16 protein-coding genes are annotated in these 17,556 nt (G+C 55.5%); 6 read left to right on the forward strand and 10 right to left on the reverse strand.

The features are described 5' to 3' along the window. The first annotated feature begins 22 nt into the window (after positions 1–22). Complete coding sequence (gene ppsR, locus NWQ23_RS14750; RefSeq protein WP_306167147.1) at positions 23–1,450, forward strand: transcriptional regulator PpsR; 1,428 nt, start codon at positions 23–25, stop codon at positions 1,448–1,450. Positions 1,451–1,529: 79 nt separating this feature from the next. Here ppsR and gspD read toward each other — a convergent pair whose 3' ends face one another. From gspD to NWQ23_RS14795, 9 genes are all read right to left on the reverse strand, one after another. Then, the gene (gene gspD / locus NWQ23_RS14755) at positions 1,530–3,923 is read right to left on the reverse strand and encodes a type II secretion system secretin GspD (RefSeq protein WP_306167148.1); all 2,394 of its coding nucleotides are present in this window, start codon (positions 3,921–3,923) and stop codon (positions 1,530–1,532) included. Positions 3,924–3,998: 75 nt separating this feature from the next. Further along, positions 3,999–4,658 (reverse strand): A24 family peptidase, encoded by a 660-nt coding sequence (locus NWQ23_RS14760; protein ID WP_306167149.1) that lies wholly within the window; start codon positions 4,656–4,658, stop codon positions 3,999–4,001. After that, positions 4,655–5,437 carry a type II secretion system protein GspK gene (locus NWQ23_RS14765; protein WP_306167150.1) on the reverse strand — a complete coding sequence of 261 codons (783 nt, stop codon included), beginning with the start codon at positions 5,435–5,437 and terminating at the stop codon, positions 4,655–4,657. The genes NWQ23_RS14760 and NWQ23_RS14765 overlap by 4 nt, the downstream gene beginning before the upstream one ends. Before the next feature lie 50 nt (positions 5,438–5,487). Continuing rightward, positions 5,488–6,159, reverse strand: coding sequence for a hypothetical protein (locus tag NWQ23_RS14770; protein WP_306167151.1), 672 nt, complete (start codon positions 6,157–6,159; stop codon positions 5,488–5,490). Next, the gene (locus NWQ23_RS14775; protein WP_306167152.1) at positions 6,156–6,554 is read right to left on the reverse strand and encodes a type II secretion system protein J; all 399 of its coding nucleotides are present in this window, start codon (positions 6,552–6,554) and stop codon (positions 6,156–6,158) included. Before NWQ23_RS14775 ends, NWQ23_RS14770 begins: the two co-directional genes overlap by 4 nt. Next, positions 6,551–6,985: a Tfp pilus assembly protein FimT/FimU gene (locus tag NWQ23_RS14780; RefSeq protein ID WP_306167153.1), complete on the reverse strand. Its 435-nt coding sequence runs from the start codon at positions 6,983–6,985 to the stop codon at positions 6,551–6,553. The genes NWQ23_RS14775 and NWQ23_RS14780 overlap by 4 nt, the downstream gene beginning before the upstream one ends. Further along, positions 6,966–7,403 carry a type II secretion system major pseudopilin GspG gene (gene gspG / locus NWQ23_RS14785; protein WP_306167154.1) on the reverse strand — a complete coding sequence of 146 codons (438 nt, stop codon included), beginning with the start codon at positions 7,401–7,403 and terminating at the stop codon, positions 6,966–6,968. Before gspG ends, NWQ23_RS14780 begins: the two co-directional genes overlap by 20 nt. Then, on the reverse strand, positions 7,387–8,622 hold the full coding sequence (locus NWQ23_RS14790; protein ID WP_306167155.1) for a type II secretion system F family protein: 1,236 nt from the start codon (positions 8,620–8,622) through the stop codon (positions 7,387–7,389). Before NWQ23_RS14790 ends, gspG begins: the two co-directional genes overlap by 17 nt. A 12-nt stretch (positions 8,623–8,634) precedes the next feature. Then, a complete protein-coding gene (locus NWQ23_RS14795; protein WP_306167156.1) occupies positions 8,635–10,296 on the reverse strand; it encodes a GspE/PulE family protein in 1,662 nt (553 codons plus the stop codon). Positions 10,297–10,700: 404 nt separating this feature from the next. Between NWQ23_RS14795 and NWQ23_RS14800 the strand changes: the two genes are divergently transcribed. From NWQ23_RS14800 to NWQ23_RS14820, 5 genes are all read left to right on the forward strand, one after another. Continuing rightward, on the forward strand, positions 10,701–13,337 hold the full coding sequence (locus NWQ23_RS14800) for a DUF1800 domain-containing protein (RefSeq protein ID WP_306167157.1): 2,637 nt from the start codon (positions 10,701–10,703) through the stop codon (positions 13,335–13,337). Between the two features lie 89 nt (positions 13,338–13,426). Further along, entirely contained in the window at positions 13,427–14,731 is a 1,305-nt protein-coding gene (locus tag NWQ23_RS14805) for a DUF1501 domain-containing protein (RefSeq protein WP_306167158.1), read from the forward strand. A 79-nt stretch (positions 14,732–14,810) separates the two neighbouring features. Continuing rightward, positions 14,811–15,875 (forward strand): PilN domain-containing protein, encoded by a 1,065-nt coding sequence (locus NWQ23_RS14810; protein ID WP_306167159.1) that lies wholly within the window; start codon positions 14,811–14,813, stop codon positions 15,873–15,875. Further along, complete coding sequence (locus NWQ23_RS14815; protein WP_306167160.1) at positions 15,875–16,405, forward strand: GspMb/PilO family protein; 531 nt, start codon at positions 15,875–15,877, stop codon at positions 16,403–16,405. The genes NWQ23_RS14810 and NWQ23_RS14815 overlap by 1 nt, the downstream gene beginning before the upstream one ends. Positions 16,406–16,407: 2 nt before the next feature. Continuing rightward, positions 16,408–16,875 carry a hypothetical protein gene (locus tag NWQ23_RS14820; protein ID WP_306167161.1) on the forward strand — a complete coding sequence of 156 codons (468 nt, stop codon included), beginning with the start codon at positions 16,408–16,410 and terminating at the stop codon, positions 16,873–16,875. Between the two features lie 18 nt (positions 16,876–16,893). Here NWQ23_RS14820 and NWQ23_RS14825 read toward each other — a convergent pair whose 3' ends face one another. Further along, positions 16,894–17,445 (reverse strand): ActR/PrrA/RegA family redox response regulator transcription factor, encoded by a 552-nt coding sequence (locus NWQ23_RS14825; RefSeq protein ID WP_306167162.1) that lies wholly within the window; start codon positions 17,443–17,445, stop codon positions 16,894–16,896. Positions 17,446–17,556 lie beyond the last annotated feature (111 nt).

Raw genomic sequence — 17,556 nt, forward strand, 5'->3', positions numbered from 1 at the left:
CTCCCTCTCAGGCGCGTTGGCAATGACATCCCGTGGGACAAAATACTGGAACAGCGGAGCTATACCGCTCATTGCTCCAGATATTCTGGGCGATATCATTGCGCAGGTCGCAGATGTCGGAGTCGTCATTTCTGAGAATGGGACAATTCTTTCTGTTCTTGTAAACCCTTCCAACGATGCCTTTCGCGAACTCGAGCGCTGGGAAGGAAGGAATATTCGCGCTGTTCTGGCCATCGAAAGCGTCGCGAAATTCGAGCAGCGTCTGGGTGAGTTCCTGCAAGCGAAGGGCTTTATCCGGCCCGTCGAACTGAACCACATTGATGAAAGCGGGAAATGGTCATCGCCAGTCCGCTACAGTTTCCACCGGATCGGTCCCGATGGGGCGATTCTGCTGCTTGGCCGCGATCTACGTCCGATTGCCGAAATGCAGCAGCAATTGGTCGAGGCGCAACTCTCGCTCGAGCGCGATTATGAAACACAGCGGGAATATGACACGCGTTTTCGGGTTTTGATGGACAGCACCACCGAGGCTGTCCTGTTCGTTTCGGTCCAATCCGGCGAGATCATTGAAGCAAATGGCGCAGCCACTGTGCTGCTGGATCGCGCTGTCGAGAACCTGGTCGGCACTCAGTTTTCGGATTGCTTTGAAGGACGCAAGCGCGGCGACATCGTCGAAGGCTTGGCGACACAGGCAATTTCCGACCTTCACAAGAAGACCACTGCCAATCTACGCGGCAACGGCATGATGGTCGATGTGTTTCCAACCCTGTTCCGGGCCGCGGGGGAACGGATTTTGTTGTGCCGCCTTGTGCCGATTGACGCGAGCAAGGCAAAGTCAGACGATCTTGGCAAGAATCTGCAGGGGCTTTACCTCGACGGACCAGAGGCAATCGTTTTTGCTTCCGAATCTGGCGATGTGCTGTCAGCGAATGATGCATTCCTGGACCTGATTGATGCGGCCCATGACGTGAACGTGCGTGGCCGCAGCCTGAGTGACTACCTGCAACGCGGCAGTGTTGATTTCAAGGTCATGACCGAGAATGCAATCCGGGCTGGTCGCATGCGCAATTATGCAACCAAACTGAACGGCTCTTATGGCAATCCACGGTCTGTGGACGTGTCGGTCACCAAACTGTCGGCCGGAACACAGAATATTTTTGCATTCGTTCTGCGTGATGCCAATCGCGCAGAAGCAACGCAGTCCCGTCCACATCCAACCAGTGACGAAAGCATGCGGTCTGTGGCAGAGCTGGTCGGCAGCGCGACGCTCAAAGACATCGTCGCCGAGACGACAAATGTCGTCGAAAAGATGTGTATTGAAACAGCCGTTGAGCTGACAATGAACAATCGCGTTGCAGCCGCAGAGATGCTGGGGCTTTCACGACAGTCGCTTTACGTAAAGCTGCGCAAGTTTGGCCTGCTGAGCCGTGAGATAGACGGCGAAGAGTAGAAACGACCGGCAATGCACAAATACAAAAGGCCCGCCCTGATTTCTCAGGGCGGGCCTTTCTTGGTTTGTTGCGAGTGCCTTACTGCGTGGCGGTAAAGCAATCTGTTTTGACATCGACGCAGATCTTGCTCGCTGCATCGCGTGACATCGGACCAACTGTCACCATGGTCAGGCCACCAGCTTGGCGGAAACTAGGTGTGAACTGACCCAAGGCCGCAGAATTCTGACCAACCAGATCGCGCCAGTGCTGCTGGGCATTGTCAGAGGAACTGAACGAGCCAAGCACCGCGATATGACGACCCGCCGGTACAGCTGCCGCGACAGGGGTGGGGGCAACCTGGGCGACTGCAGGAGTTGCCACAGCAGGGGTCGCAACCACAGAGCGTGCAGCTTCTGCAACGTTTTGCTCAGCTGTTGCAGAGCGCGCGATGATCGCAGAGTTGGCCGTGTTCATCGTCGGAATGTTCATCTGTGTGCTGAGTGAAGCATCTTCCTGACGAAGCGACTCGACCCGAGACCGAAGTTGCTGTGTGACACGGCGTGCGTCCATCCGATCGTTCACGATGCGTGGCGTGATCAGAACCAGCAGTTCTGTCTGCGAACTGCTTCTGGAGCTACTCCCGAACAATGCGCCTGCAACGGGCAGATCCTTGAGGATAGGGATGCCGCCATTTCCGTTGGTCCGACGATCCGAGAACAGGCCACCAAGGACGATCGTTTCACCGCTATCGACTGAGACAGAACTGTCGATCACACGTTGTGAGATGATTGGGTTGCCCGTCGCCTCATCAGTGCTGCCGACAAGGCTGACTTCTTGTTGGATGTTCAAGATCACTGACCCCGACGAGTTGATGCGCGGCGTCACTTCAAAGATCACACCGGTGTCGCGGTACTCGACCGTCGAGATAAAGACCTCATCGGTTGCACTATCCGCATTCTGTGCCGTGCGTACTGATGTCGGAACCTGATCACCAACGACAAGACGCGCGGATTCATTGTTCAGGATCATCAAGTTAGGCGATGAAATGACGTTGATTGAAGTCATGCTATCCAGCGCATCAATCACAGCATTCGCTGGTGTCCCGCCAAGCGTCAGACCAAAACCGGGAAGGTTTGGCGCAAGATCAAAGCTTTCGCCGCGCGACAGGACCGCCCGTCCACCACCATCTTCGAGGAAGTATTGCACACCATAACGCAGGTCATCATTCAAAGAAACTTCGACGATTGTCGCTTCAACCAGAACCTGCCGCTGTGGCACGTCAAGCCGATGCAGGATGCCAAGGATACGCTGGTATTCATCCGGTGTAGAGTGGATCAGCAGCGTATTTGTTGCTTCGCTGCCGACAACGCGCGTGGCGTTCAGGGTACCCTGTGGCGCAAAGAAATCTGCACTTGCTTGGATCACATCGGCATCCTCGTTCGAGGTTTCGACCGAGATCCCCAAAATCTGCGAAAGTGTCGGCGCAATATCCGAGGCACGCGCATACTTCATGTCATAGGAATAGACCTGCGCATCATTTGCCCCCTCACGGGTCAAACGGTTGATCCAGACGGACACGTTCTCGAGGGCGCGCGGTGTCTTGGCGACCGCAAGAATCGAGTTGTTTTCCGGAATGACCTCAAAGACTACAAGTGGTTCAAACGACTCATCCGTTTCCACCACGCGCTCAAGTCCGTTCACGATGGACTGCGCCGAACGACCATTGACGGGAAAGATACCAACCGATCGGTTCGCAAGCCAGTCGACGTCAAAGCTCTGGATCGTGTCCTGCCAGGACTGCTGATCAACCGAAGTACCGGCCAGAACCAGAATGTTCCGCTGGGCATCAATGCCAACAATACCGTCACCCGCGAAAGGCTGGAGGATCGCCGCCATCTCCTGTGCGCCGATATTCCTTAACGGGATCACACGAAGAGTATAGCCCGGCAGAACGTCCCGCGAGGTTGATGGCGCAATCGACAGGTTCGCTGAAAGCGGCGAGATCGCGAAAATGTCGCCACGACGCACCAGAACCGCGTTGTTCTGCGCGAGCGCAAGCTCGAAAACTTCAATCGCGGTGGTGCGTGTCACGGGCTGAGAAGAACGAATGTTCACAGTACCCTGTACGCCGGGGTCAATGACGTAATTGACCTGCAGCAACTCGCCAAGGATCGCTGCTGCTGCCGATTCAATATCAACATTCACAAGGTTCAGCGACACAGTTCTTTCGCCGCTCTCGTTGACAAAATCGCTGTCAATCAAAAGAGGCTGACGGCCCGGAAAGATCGTGCCTTGCCCCGCTTCGACACGCTGACCACCTGTCACGCGCCCTTGTTGGCGGTTCAATGACGTATTGTCACCATTGTTGCCGAAAATATTGGCAAGCTGCCAACCCGGAAGATTGTTGTCGTTCGATGTACGGTCTGCTTGTGGGAGTTCTTCACACGCAGCCAGGAACGCGGCGACAGCCGCGAGTATTATGATTTTTTTCATGCTCTGCCTCATCAGCCCCGCCCCAAATCTTGTGCCTGGGTGCGCTTTTATTAGCTGGACATTAACAACAGAGCCTTAGCCAAGTGATGCGAAATTACGGACAATGACGAAAATGATACACAGGTGTGTTCCATATGACACGCCCCTCTGAACCGCCGCCCTTCCGTGAATCCGCACTCTGATAGCGATTTCAACAAGTCCGGAAAGTGCCGCAAAACCAATGAGTAAGAAGCTTTCGAATGGTGCGAGGAACGCTCCCAGACCCGCCACGAGCCAAACATCGCCAAGGCCCAAGGCCTCTTTTTTCATTGCCCAAAGCACAGTTTGACGCACAGAAAGCAAGACGCCTGCTGGCAGCGCCATGTGGATCAAGATGCGCAATGGGTCCGTGGATTGAAAGGCAAAGATAAGCCCCAGAACGATGACACCGATTGTCCATTCGATGGGCAACCAACGCCACTGCCAGTCGATACCTGCAAGTAGAAAAAGTAGGCAGAGCAAAGCGGCAGTCGACGTCAAACTGGTGTCGATCATCATGACAGCGACGACCGAACCGACCATCCCAAGGCCAAGGCCGAGCGAAACTGCACGATACCAACTCCGGGTAAGATGGGGGTCGAAAACACCTCTAAGCAGCCCGCGAACGACGATTGGAAGGGGGCCAAAGGTCAAGGCAACGATCAGGACAACGACCGGCAAAGCCGTAACGATGAACCCACCAGTCAGCCCGGTCATCTGAGGATTTCCAGACCCAAAACATCAAACCGCGTTCGCCCGCGCCGGAAACTGATGCCGCGTTCTGCGACGGTCGCGACAATCTCGACACGAACGCCGCTCGCCAAGATGCCCTCTGCCTCGATGGTGTAGACAGGCCCTTCTGTTCCGCCCAGCCAGATCCCAGCGGTACCAAGCTGAGGGAGCGGCTGCCCAGCGCTTCGGCTGTCAATAATCCGCGACACGTCACTTGGCCCGACCCCAGGAACGGCGCGTAGCAGGTCGGCAGATGCGGTCCTTGGGTTGATTTGCGCAGTGCCGCTATATGTGGTCAGCATCCGCCGCGCTTGCAAACTGGCCTCCTGTGGAAAGCCCAACTGCGAAAGCATGATCGCGATCGACGGGAAATCGCCTAAAGCATTGGCGTCTTGGCGCTGTGAGACAATCACCTGCGCAATTGTCACTGCATCAAATGCGTCGATGCCTTGCCCGTCTCCCAAGCTTTGCAGTGCGGGCCCGATCATCTGAACGGGGGCATGATTGACATCAAGTTTCCCGCCCTCGTCCCAGATCCGATAGATGGCTTGGCCCTCGGCCATTGAGATGGCAATCGGTGTGCCATCTCTTGGGCTTCTGGGCACATCGTCTCCAACCCGTCCCAAATCGGCCAAAGCAACGTTCAGCGCACTGCGCGCCAATTCGACTGCACGGCTTGTCTCGACTTCGGCGCGGGTCGACAGGGCTGTTTGCCTTTGTGTTGCGAGATAGCTGGATGCCGCAAGCAGCAAGCCCAGCGACATCCAAAGGACGGTGAGCAAGATGAAGCCGCGAAAACGACCGCGTCTTGGGATCAGCGCAACTCGCAAGGCTGCCCCTCCAACCCACGAAGACCCTGACGCGAGACACAACTTGCACTGCGTGTCGCTGGCATCGGCGCAACGATCATCCGCTCAGCGCCGCGTTCAATTGCGACAGCATAGGGGAGGCCCTGTTCCGCCGCGGGCTCGTACGTCCAAGCCCGAGCATTCAACCCAATTCCGGCCGCCATATAATAAACGAGACTGAGAGGTTGGTCCGAGACAATAACATCGCTGGCCCGTATCGGCTCATTGCCAAGTCGCACGTCGCGGACATCAAAGTGCCGCGTGGCAGAAAGACGGTACAATCCATCCTCTTGCGTGATCCGAAGCGCAATCATAACGGGGCGATTGCTGCGGCTTGTACTGTCATCCACAATCAAGCGAAATTCTGAGGGCGACCCAAAGAAACGGCTTTCGATTGTACCAAAACCGTCTGTTGTTGCCGACCCCGCCCAAGCCTGCAAAACACGTCGCGCCGTAAGCCAGTCTGTTGCTTGTTGTTGCAAGACAGAAGGCTGCATCGCCGTCTGTCGCAACCCAAAGGTCGCGCCGGTGAGTAAGGCAATCGTCAGCGCAGCCACTGAAAGTGCAACCAGTGCCTCGGCCAAGATAAAGCCGCGGGCCGCCGCGTGTCGGCGTCGTCTTGCCCAGCGCGTCGTCATAGCGGTGTCTCGACATAGCGTATACCGCGCAGCACCAAGGGGCTGCCATCCGGGCGATCCGATCCGACGGTGACATAAATGTAAAGCAGCTCATTGGCGCGGATACGACCAAGGTCCATGTCGGCCGTTCCGCTTTCCGAGACGACATAGGACCATGCCAGCCCCTGCGCTGTCCCATTGTCTTGGATGCCCGCCCGCACAGGAATATCGACGCCAACGCGGTCCATGATCTGCGTCGCGACAAGCATCTGTTCGGCCTGGATCGTGGCGCGCTGCTCCATAAAAAGGCCCTGTGACAAGGCTTGGTAAAACCCTGTGACTGCGATGGCAGCAATCGCCAAAGAGACCAAAGTCTCGATCAGGGTAAAGCCACGTTGCCCGCCCGACCGCTTCATCGTGCGATCCGGATTTGGCCGGTCAGCCAGTCCAATGCGACAGAACGGGTGAAATCACCGGCAACCAAAACAAGGTCCAACCCTTCGCTTTCACCAGAAGGGCGGATCACAATCCTTGCGGACTCTGTTGTGCTTGTCACACCACGCCCGAATTCATAGGAGGCCGTTGGCGTAGCCAAGCTGCGGTCTTCGCGCGAATACTGAACTTCGACCGGCTGACCTGTTTCTGCCGCCTGCAAACGGGCCTGTTGCAGAATGAGTGCAATCTCGGCCACATCGTTTTGCAATTGCGCACGATCTGAACGGCCCAGCGCAAAAATGGCGACCGTGCCAACCAATATGACAATCGCAACCGTGACCAAGACCTCGACCATGGCAAAGCCACGGGTGCTGCGACGCCTTTTGCTGCGTCTAGCCTTCCACATCGGCATCCACACCCGTCCCGCCGGGGCGTAGGTCCGCACCCAGCGTCCGGATGCGCACCTGCCCCTGATCCAACACATAGATATATGCGCCGCCCCATGGATCGGCGGGCAGGTTGCCATCACGCAAATAGGGCCCGTTCCAGCCCGGAATTTGATTGTTGTTTTCGACCAGCGCTATCAGACCTTCCTGTTCTGACGGATAGCGGCCCGTCTCGATCAGAAAAATATCCAAGGCGCTGCGCAACTGCGCAATCTGCGCTTCAGCGGCGTTCACACGCGAATTCTGCAACTGGCGGATGGCCCCAGTCCCGACGAGGCCGATCAAAAGGCCCACAATCGCAACAACCACAAGCATCTCGACGAGCGAAAAGCCTGCGCTTGCCGGACGGCGGCGCTGGGGGCGGGATCTAAAACGAAATCGCATTGACGGATACGATAGCTGAAAACAATGCATAGAGGCTTACTCCGATCATCAGGCCAACACCTACAATGAGCGCGGGCTGGAAAAGTAACAAGAAGCGTTCAAGATCGCGATCAGCGGCCTCGCGCATATCGTCTGAAGTGCGGCTGATCATCCCGCCAAGATCGCCGGATTCTTCGCCGATACGGATCATTTCGATCGCTTCCTGCGGTAGCAGGTTGGCGCGGCGGAAGGCCGCAGAGAGCGAGGCGCCGCTTTCAACATCTTTGGTAACAATCGCCATACCCTGTCGAACAGGCCCTGCCGGGGTGGATTTTGACACAACACGCAATGCGCCGCTCAAGGTGATTTCGCGGCTGAGCAAAGCACCGAGCACATAAAGCAACAACATCATCTGGTTGCGCAGGACAAGTTTCCGGATCAGCGGCACGCGATTGCCTACGCGAACCAAGATACCATTCAGCAATCCCCGCCGCGCAGCAAGATAGGCTGCCGCGCCAAGCAGAAAAAAGGCCAATACAATGACCGGCCAAAGGGCGGCAAGAAATGCGGACAACGCAAAGACAACGCGGCCCATAGTTGGCACCAACGCGATCCGGTCTTCAACCAATGGCAAGAACTGCGGGATGATCGCGATCATGATCACCCCGACAGAGAGGATTGCGACAAACATGAGGATTCCGGGATAGGTCAGCCCTGTGATAATCCGCCGGCGCACATCAAGGCGGCTTTGCATGATCTCTGACGCGGTCGTGAGTGCGCTGCCCATGTCACCCGATGCTTCGGCGCCGCTAATCAAAGACAAGACAACCGGGTCATTCATGCCGGCCTTTTCCAGAAGGGCCTGTGAGAGCGGTTGTCCTTCTCTAAGACTGTCCCGGACCCGCAGCGCCGCCTTGGAGATCGGGTCGTTTCCCCCGTCACCAATGATGGCCAATGCGCGCTCTGCCTGGATTTGGCGCCCCGAAAGCTTGGCCAATCGCACAAGGAAGTCTGTCGTTTGCCGCGGCGTAAGCGCATTCTTGATGCGGATCGGCCGACCAGACCTGCCTGTTGCCGTTGCTGCTGTGCCGTCGCTGAAGTCGAGCGTGATCGGAAATAGGCCCTGAGCACGCAGCGCGCGCTTTGCCTCGGTCTGGTTGATGCCAAGCACTTCACCTGATTGCTTTGCACCGTTTGCATCTCGGGCAACATAGACGAATGTCTTTTTTGTCTCGCTCACCCGAAACTCCCTTTAAAAGGCTTTTACACCAAGCACGCGCATGACTTCTTCCAGCGTTGTATGACCTTCTGCGATCATGCGCACACCTTCTGACCCAAGCGTGCGTACACCACGCTTGTCTTGTGCTTCAAGTTCCTCGGGTTCCAAGGCCTCGAACAAGGCGACACGCCCCATAAAGCCTGTCTGATTGCAGGCCTCGCAACCGACGGACCTCATGAGATGCAGATTCTCCGGGTCGCTGTGTCCGCCAGAGCGTTTGTTGATCTTGTTGAAAATCTCGAAGAGCTTGGGTTGCTTGTCGCGATCAACGGGTTCCGCACAGGCCTGACAAACGCGCCGGACAAGGCGCTGGGCGGCAACCAAGCGGACAACGGATTTCATCAAATATTCCGGCACGCCAAGGTCGATCAACCGCGTCGCTGCATCACGCGCCGTATTGGTGTGCAAGGTCGAGAAAACGAGGTGGCCGGTCATTGCGGCACGCACAGCCAATTCGGCGGTTTCACTATCCCTTATCTCGCCCACCATGATCACGTCGGGGTCATGGCGCAAAACCGTTCGCAATGCCGCAGCAAAGGTCCATCCCAGCTCTGGGTTCACTTCGATCTGCTGCAAACCCGGTGTTTGAATTTCAACCGGGTTTTCAATCGTGACAATCTTCCGACGGCTGTCATTGAGTTCATTCATCGCGGCATGCAACGTAGTGGTTTTGCCGCTGCCTGTCGGGCCTGTCACAAGGATCAAGCCATTAGGCTGTTTGATCGCTGTGCCCAGCCGTTTGGACACATGCACAGGCAGCTTGAGATTGGCAAGTTTCGACAGACCTTCCTGATTGTCCAACAGCCGCAAGACAATTGTTTCGCCATGGATCATCGGCGCACTTGCGACCCGCATATCGATCTCGCGGCCAGCAAGACGTTGGCGAATCCGACCATCTTGCGGCAAACGACGTTCGCTGATGTCCATTCCGGCGAGGATTTTCAGACGCGAGACGACACCTTCGTAAATGCCCGCTTCAGGGCTTTGGACCTCGAGCAGTTCACCGTCAACGCGCAGACGGACACGTGCGGCCGTCTTGCTGGGCTCAAGGTGAATATCCGTTGCTCGCATTTCCAGCGCTGTATCGAACAAAGTCTCAAGATACCGGACAGTTGGTGCATTATTGGCAAGCTCTGTCAGTTTATCTGTATCGAGCGCAAACCCCATGCCACCCGCAACGACCTTGGACGTATCTGAGCCCTCCAAGGCAGCAGCAGCGGCGCTGCGTGCCATGGCCATTTCAATGTCACGATCGGTTGCAACGCCCAACTCTAGGGTTGCACCAAAAATCATATCCAAAGCAGCAAGCGCTTGGTCATCAAATGGATCAGCAACAGCAAAGAAGGCGCGTTGGTCCGATATTTCGATCGGTGCGATCGCCGACCTTTGCAGGTAATCCGCCGAGAGGCGCGAGTCCGTTGGCAAACGTGCCGGCAGATCGTCAACGGTCAGCAACGGGTAATTGAGGTGTTGGGCGCTGGCTCGGGCCCATTCCTTTTGCGAGATGAGGCCCAACCGGTCCAAGACAGTGCGCACCGGCTGCCCAGTGGCCGCGGCTGCATCATTTACCTTTGCCAAATCGGCATCAGTAAGCGTTCCGTTTTCAAGGAAAATAGCGGGCAGTTTAATGCGCATTCTTAATGTCCATCAATACAGTTCGCCGCCTATGATTCTTGCCCGTTGCTGTACCGCAAGGCGATTCTATTGCCTTCGAATACCATCACTATTTCCAGAATGAGGGCCATTTTGCGCCTAAATATACGGCAGCTTCGCGGAATTGGGCCTTGTTGGTGGATATAACGACTGTTTTCGCTGAAATGTTTGCCTATTGGCAACGGTCATGAGCGTTTTTACGCCCATTAACTAGTCATGAATAGAGATACTTGCCACACGCGTTTTTTTTGGACCATTTATGTTCATCCTGTGTTTATATTCATGCTAACGTTCTGTTCTTATTGAGACCCTCCCAAACAGAGAGCTGCCAAATGACATCGCACCATATTCGACTGCTTGCAATTACGCCCGTATTGTTGACTGCCATGGCAACAAGCGCTTTGGCCCAAGAAGCCGTTATATCGAACGCAGCCGTAGCTCTTGAAGATCAGGTGATTGCGGCATCGGTACAGACCGAAACTGTTGTGTTTCCGCTTCAGATCAGCGTGACAACTGCCGGAATGTACGTCTTTACGTCCCCCGCCCATAACCCTGTCAAAGTGACTCTCGACGGAGAGGTCATCATGACGGCTCCAGAAGTTCCCAGTGACAGTGTGGAACCTTTCAAAGTGATCACGATGCTAAGCGCTGGCGATCATCTTCTGGAGTTGGAGGGTGTTGATCTGACACTTGAGCAGGTCGCGCTGGTGTCCATGCACGAGATTGGCGGGGAACCGGTCAGCGTGGCAAATATTGCGAAGGCCCTGACAGCTGAAGAGGCCGAGGTCCTTGCTGCGAGTTTATCAAACAACCCGGCAGCGCCAGCAAACGCTGCTATGCAAGAAACACAGATTGCATCCCTTTCGGTTCAGCCACGCCAACCATTTGTGATCGGCGGTGGTTCTGCTGATCGCGGCACAGCTGTTTCCAGCGGTGACGTTGGTGGCGATACCGCAATGACCAATGGTGCTGGTATGCAAATGGCCTCCGCCAATCCGCAGGCAGCGCGTTCGGCAGGAAGCGTTTCCGGATCGGTCGGCACATCCTCGTCAGGAACGACAGAGCAAGTTGCAAGTTCCGGAGGCGGGTCGGTGAGCACTGGCGGCGGCTCTGTCATAACCCCAGGAACCGTTCCGCCCCCAGCGGGAACGCCCGTTGCAGGCGCGCCGGTTGTACCAACTCCTACTGTCCCACCGTCCACCGTTCCAACACCGACACCGACACCAGTTGTCCCTGTTGTCATGCCGGCAGATATGGCACGCGCAAGCGCGCTTACACCGCCGACCAACGTAGCGCTGACACAAGCTGTTCAGATTACCGGCGGACCCTCCGAGGCAGGAATCGTTTCATCCAGTGGCCAGACCCTTTTTGGGCAGGTTATGCAGCCAGAGACATTCAACATCGTTAACGCTGTTATTTTGCCATCGGGGCGTGAAGTTACTGTCGATGTGGGTCAAGACACTGGTCAATTTGCGGTGCGCCTGTTCCCGGAAGATTTGATAACCGGAGAAGCAACAGTGACAGTGACGGGGGCATCCCGCGTGAATTCCGAAGTCACGACTGTTCCTGTTTCCTATGAATTCCAAGCTGCAATGGCAGGTGACGGTATTTCAATGGCGCTCTCGCGCATGACAAATGGACCGACCGCCGAGCTTTACGCACGCGTTCGTGAGATTGGCATCACCAACTATATAGATGAGCAGCTGAACCCTAGCGCAATCAACGACGCCGTGTTCAACAGTCTCAATGCGGATGCATTTCTTCATACAACCAGCAACGACCAAGGGCGCATTTTGAGTGGTCTGTTCCGTAACAACCTTGCACATTCTGCGTTTTCCGAAAAGCAACTTCAGGATGTCATGAGCGACTTCTGGAGCAACCATTTCTTTGCATCGACAAAAGACAGCGATATTCGCCAGCAGAACGTCGAAGACCGTCAGTTCTTCCGCGAGAACGCTTTCGGAGATTTTGAAGATCTTTTGCTCTATTCCGCCCGAAGCCCGTTGATGTCTCAGTTCCTTGATAACGACCGGAACCGTGCCAATAGCCTCAATGAAAACTACGGCCGCGAGATTCTCGAGCTGATGACTGTTGGCGTCAACGGTGGATATACGGAAGAGGACGTTATCCAATCCGCGCGCATCTTCACTGGCTGGAACTACCGCCGGACGAATAGCGGCGTTGACGACGCGCCCCAACTCTTTGAGTTTGAATTCCGTGAAGGCGACCATGATTCAGGAGACAAGACATTCTCTGCTCAGTTCCTAAACGGATTTGTCATGCCAGGCCGCTCCGGTGCAGCTGGCGTTCAAGAGGGTGAAGAATTTATCGCCTTGCTAGCCAACGATCCACGTACCCAGAACTATGTCTGCGGCAAGATCGTGCAGCGGTTCGTTGCAGATGTGCCTCCGGCGAACTTTGTCCAGCTCTGCGTCGATACTTGGCAAGCAACAAATGGCAATTCGGGTCAAATCCTGCGCGCAATTCTGACGGCGCCGGAATTCATCACAACCGTTGAACTGCAGCGCAACAAGGTAAAGACACCCTATGAGTATGCTGTATCCGTCATTCGTGCACTGGGTCTGAGCCCAAATCTTGATGATACCGAGGGCAGCTTTTTCGAGCGCTTCCGTCAAGCGAGCCGTGAGGGTGGTTTCGACCCACTTGAATTTGGGCTTCCGACAGGTCTGCCTGAAACAGGATCAGCATGGACAAGCTCTGCGTCAATGATCGGCAAGTTCCGCGCAGTGACAGAGACGGTAGAGCGCAGCAGTACGCATAACCTCGACCTTCAGACAAAGATTGAAGAGGCCGGTATCGAAACCGCAGAAGAGGTTGCCGCCTATCTCCTCACGATCGCAACCGCAGATCGCTACTCTCTTGAAGAATACGAGCAACTAGTAGCTGTTTTGAAAGGGATGGACGGGATCTTTGATCCTCGCAATCCTGATGTGAATGAGACTGACGCATTTGAACGGGCTGCCGGCCTGCTCGTCGTCCTTCCAAGTTTCCAATTGCAATAAGCATCGGCACCAACCGAATAGGAAAGGTTTCCAAATTGAAAAACCGTAGAGAATTTCTAAAGTCCTCAGCAATGGTAGCCGCTGCAAGTATGGCGGGTGTCGCAGGCGCACCGAAGTTTTCATTTGGCCAATCAAATGAGAGCGGGCGGCAGAAAACATTCATTAAGGTCTTCATGCGCGGAGGTGCGGATGGTCTGCACCTTTTTCCTGCGGTAGGTGACGACTGGTACTACACGCACCGTCCGAATATCAACATTCCAAGACCAGATTCCGGCACCGAACACAGCGCATACAATCTTGGAATGCTCGCTGGGGACAACGGTTATCGCGGTATGAACCCTAACTTGATTGGTCTGCAACGGATCTGGGAAGACGGCCGCCTGATGGTTGCGCCCGCAACTGCAATGGATGATGGCGGGCGGTCACACTTTGACAACCAACGCTGGATTGGTACGGGTGCGCGTAACAACATCATCGATGGTTACCTGAACCGTTATCTTCAGAATACAGCCAACCCAATGCACCCGCTGCGCGGGGCTGTCCTTGGCAAGAATGGCCTCAGCACAGAAGCCCGGGGCACGTTAACGATCCCGGTCGTTCAGGCAGCTTCAAGCTTTGACCTTAGGAACGACAACTTCTGTACGACGGGTGGGTGTGAAGACAACCAGTTGACCGAATTGATGCATCTGATTGCATCGCATGAGGTTGACGAAGCTGGCATGTCCGCGGAAGTCCGTGAAAACCAGGTCATCATGCTTGAATCAATCGCCGAAGTTCAGAATTCGAGCATGTTCGACGTGCCGGCTGGTGAAGCGGGAATGCTTGGTTTGAACTACTCCAACTCCGATCTGGGCAGGGGTTTGAGACTGGCGGCACAGCTTATCAAGGCTGGTGTGCCACTAGAGGTAGCTGCATTGGATTGGAATGTCGGCTGGGATACTCACGCAAACCAAGTTCCTGACAATATCTCAGGTGTTGGTGATAGGTCGTTCGGTTTCAATCAGCGCCTGTTCCAGGGCGCCAATGACTTCCTGACCTTCTACCTTGATATGAGCGGGTCCGGAAATTTGATAGATGACGTTGTCGTATTGGTTGGCACTGAATTTGGCCGTACCGTCATCGAAAACGGGAGCCGCGGTACAGACCACGGTAAAGGAAGCACATGGTTTGCATTCGGTGGACCAACGGTAGGTGGCCTTGCACCAGATATCACAACGCTTGATCCTGCTGCATTGTTCCAGAACCGGTTTGTTCCGACAGCGACCGAGTACCGCGACCTCGTCGCCGAGATCATGGTCCGCCACATGGAAATGCCTGTTGGATTGGTTCAAACAGTATTGCCGGGTCACCAGTTCTTTGATCACAGACTATTCACGAGAACCGCGACAGCTTAAGCAAAGCGACAGTTGAAACCTAACGCGCTGAAGGGCACACTGCCCTTCAGCGCAATTCGTTTAAAGGCCACGCACCGGAATGACGACCTCTCCAGACATGTCATCCAACCCATCGACGACCCAAAAGTCCGTTAATACCATGACGAAGCTGGTCAATTTGGTTTCGGCAAGCGTGTCGATGATGAATGAGCCGCCGAAGATCCCCAAAAAAGCGCCGCCTCCAGAGCTCTATCTTGGGGACAGATCATACACTTTGCGTCTAGACGAAGATGTGTTCGGCTTTACGGATAAAGCCGAGTTGATCGCGCGTTTGCAGGAATTGCCGGAACGTGAAATCGACCTTGTCTTTGCGGGCCGAACAGCGCTTGACCTTAGCTTTCAGATTCCCAACGGCCCTTTCAACGACTTGCAGGCCATGATTGAGACCGAGCTTGAGTTTCGCTCGCCGATTCAGCGCGAACAATGTGTCTGGTTCTGGTCCGCACAGGAAACCAAAAAGGGCGATTGGCTAGTCGAGGGTGCGATTGTTCTAAAAAGCTCGATTGACTGGGTCTTGGAGGGCATCAAGAACACTGGAAAGTCCATCAATCTGGCGCGCCGGCACCGTGAAGACGGATCACTCCGTGTTGGCGTTGAGCCTGATTGGATAAAGAAGCCGTCCATTTTGGCCAAAGCCAGCGGCCCTCTCGCGCGCCTTGGGAAAATTCCGCCCGCGCTTCGAATGCCTCTGGCAGCTTTTGCAGTCTTCAGTGTTTCAGCCATTGCACTCTTTATCGCGCAGGCGGCCAATTACTCCACCGTCTCTGATAGAGCAGCACAGGCCAGCGCAGAACTGCGTGAATTGGCGGCAGCTCAAGCGATTACACAAGGCCTTCGAGACCGGCGCGCTTTTGGGGATGCCCGCGTCGCCGTCATCGGAACGCTCGCTGCAACACTTCCAGACGGCGTGTGGCTGGAACAATTGATCATCCAAGACAGTGATCTAACCCTCATTGGTTTCGCGCCATCTGCCGCAGAGGTGACTCGTCTGCTTTCTACGCTCGATTCAGTGACCGATATTGAATTCGGATCACCTGTCACGCGCGACAATACCCAGAATCTCGAACGCTTCCGTATCAACGCGACTCTGACTGGGCTGCTTTGATGAGTAGTTTCGCCTTCTATAACCCCACTTTGGTGCGTCGTGTCGGGACGCTATTGGTGATGGGAACATCTATTTTGCTGATCCTGCTGACGCTGTTTTTGGCCAATGTTGCGCGCAACAACTACGATGACATTGCGCTAGAGCAAGAGACAATTCTGCGCGCACAACGCGCCACAACCGAACAGGTTGCGCCCGATGTTCTCTCAAAATTCTATAGCGCCGACACACCGCAACTCGCGCAATCACAAATGCAAACCGAGATGCAGGCCCTTGCCCAGCAAAACCAGGTCCGCCTAGAGGTCATACGCGCGGATCAGATCGAACAGCTGAGCGGTGCGCTTCGTATGGGACTGACGCTCAACGGTGTTGTTTCGGAAAGTCAGCTTGGGGGCTTTCTGGAAAGCCTCACAGCGCATGAGCCAAAGATCGTTGTCGAAAGCGTCAGTCTGCGGCGGGCGCGGGCGACAAACCAGACAGTCGATGACCGACCTCTGGCGATCGAACTGAAGCTGAGCGGGTTTACAAGATAGCCATGAACCTTTCACCGCATATCCAAACGACGGTACCATTGGCGGCAGGTCTGCTTTCAATCGTCCTTGCCGGTTTGATCTGGATGCCGCTTGGCCAAGAACCTCGCCTGTCATCGCGTGATGGCACAGAGGCAGCCGCCCCCACGGGCCCGGACCCACAGACATTGATTGCAGCGGGCGCACAAGAACTCCTTGCCAGACCTCTTTTTCATATCACGCGGCGTCCACCTGAAATCGCAACGGTGGCGGTGCCTGCTCCGGTGGTTGTCACGATTAGCCTCACGGGGATCGTCGAAAGCGACAGTGTGCAGGTGGCGTTGCTGCGCTTGTCAAACAACAATCAAATGTTTCGGGCAAGGGTGGGTGACAAGGTCGGAAATTGGGAAGTGTTGGACATCACGCCGAGCGCCGTAACGGTCATAACCCCAGACGGCAAGCGCGAAGTTATCGGACTCTCGCAAGGAAATTAGCGGGGCGCCTGCAGTCGACTAGCGCGGGCTGCGTTTCGCCAGTATCCGCTGCAAGGTCCGGCGGTGCATCGACAGACGCCGTGCCGTTTCCGAAACATTCCGGTCGCAAAGTTCATAAACCCGCTGAATATGTTCCCAACGCACGCGATCAGCGCTCATGGGGTTTTCAGGTGGCGGGGGCAACGCATCTGTCCGCGAGAGCAGCGCGTTGGTCACATCGGTGGCATCTGCCGGCTTTGCGAGGTAGTCGGTCGCCCCGATCTTGACCGCTGCAACCGCTGTAGCAATGGCGCCATAGCCTGTCAGAACAACGATTCTGCTTTCTGGGCGACGAGCGCGCAGCGTTTCCACCACGTCCAGCCCATTCCCATCCTCGAGCCGCAGATCAACAACCGCATAGGCGGGCGGGCGGGCGGTTGCTATCGCCTGTCCTGCCGCAACCGAACCTGCCATCTCGACATCGAAACCTCGTTTCTCCATCGCTTTTGCCAGACGACGCAAAAACGCTTCGTCATCATCAACGAGGAGAAGACTTTTGTCTTCGCCCAGATCCAACGCCTCGATATTCATCCGTTGCCCTAACTGTGCTTACCGAGCTTTTAGTTAGGCCGCCAATGCTTTGCGTCAACTGCAACCATACCCTGCAAAACCAACAAAGCACCGCACAGCAACCAAGCCGCA

The sequence above is a fragment of the Yoonia sp. genome (assembly GCF_030731595.1).
In the GTDB taxonomy this organism is placed as follows: Bacteria; Pseudomonadota; Alphaproteobacteria; order Rhodobacterales; family Rhodobacteraceae; genus Yoonia.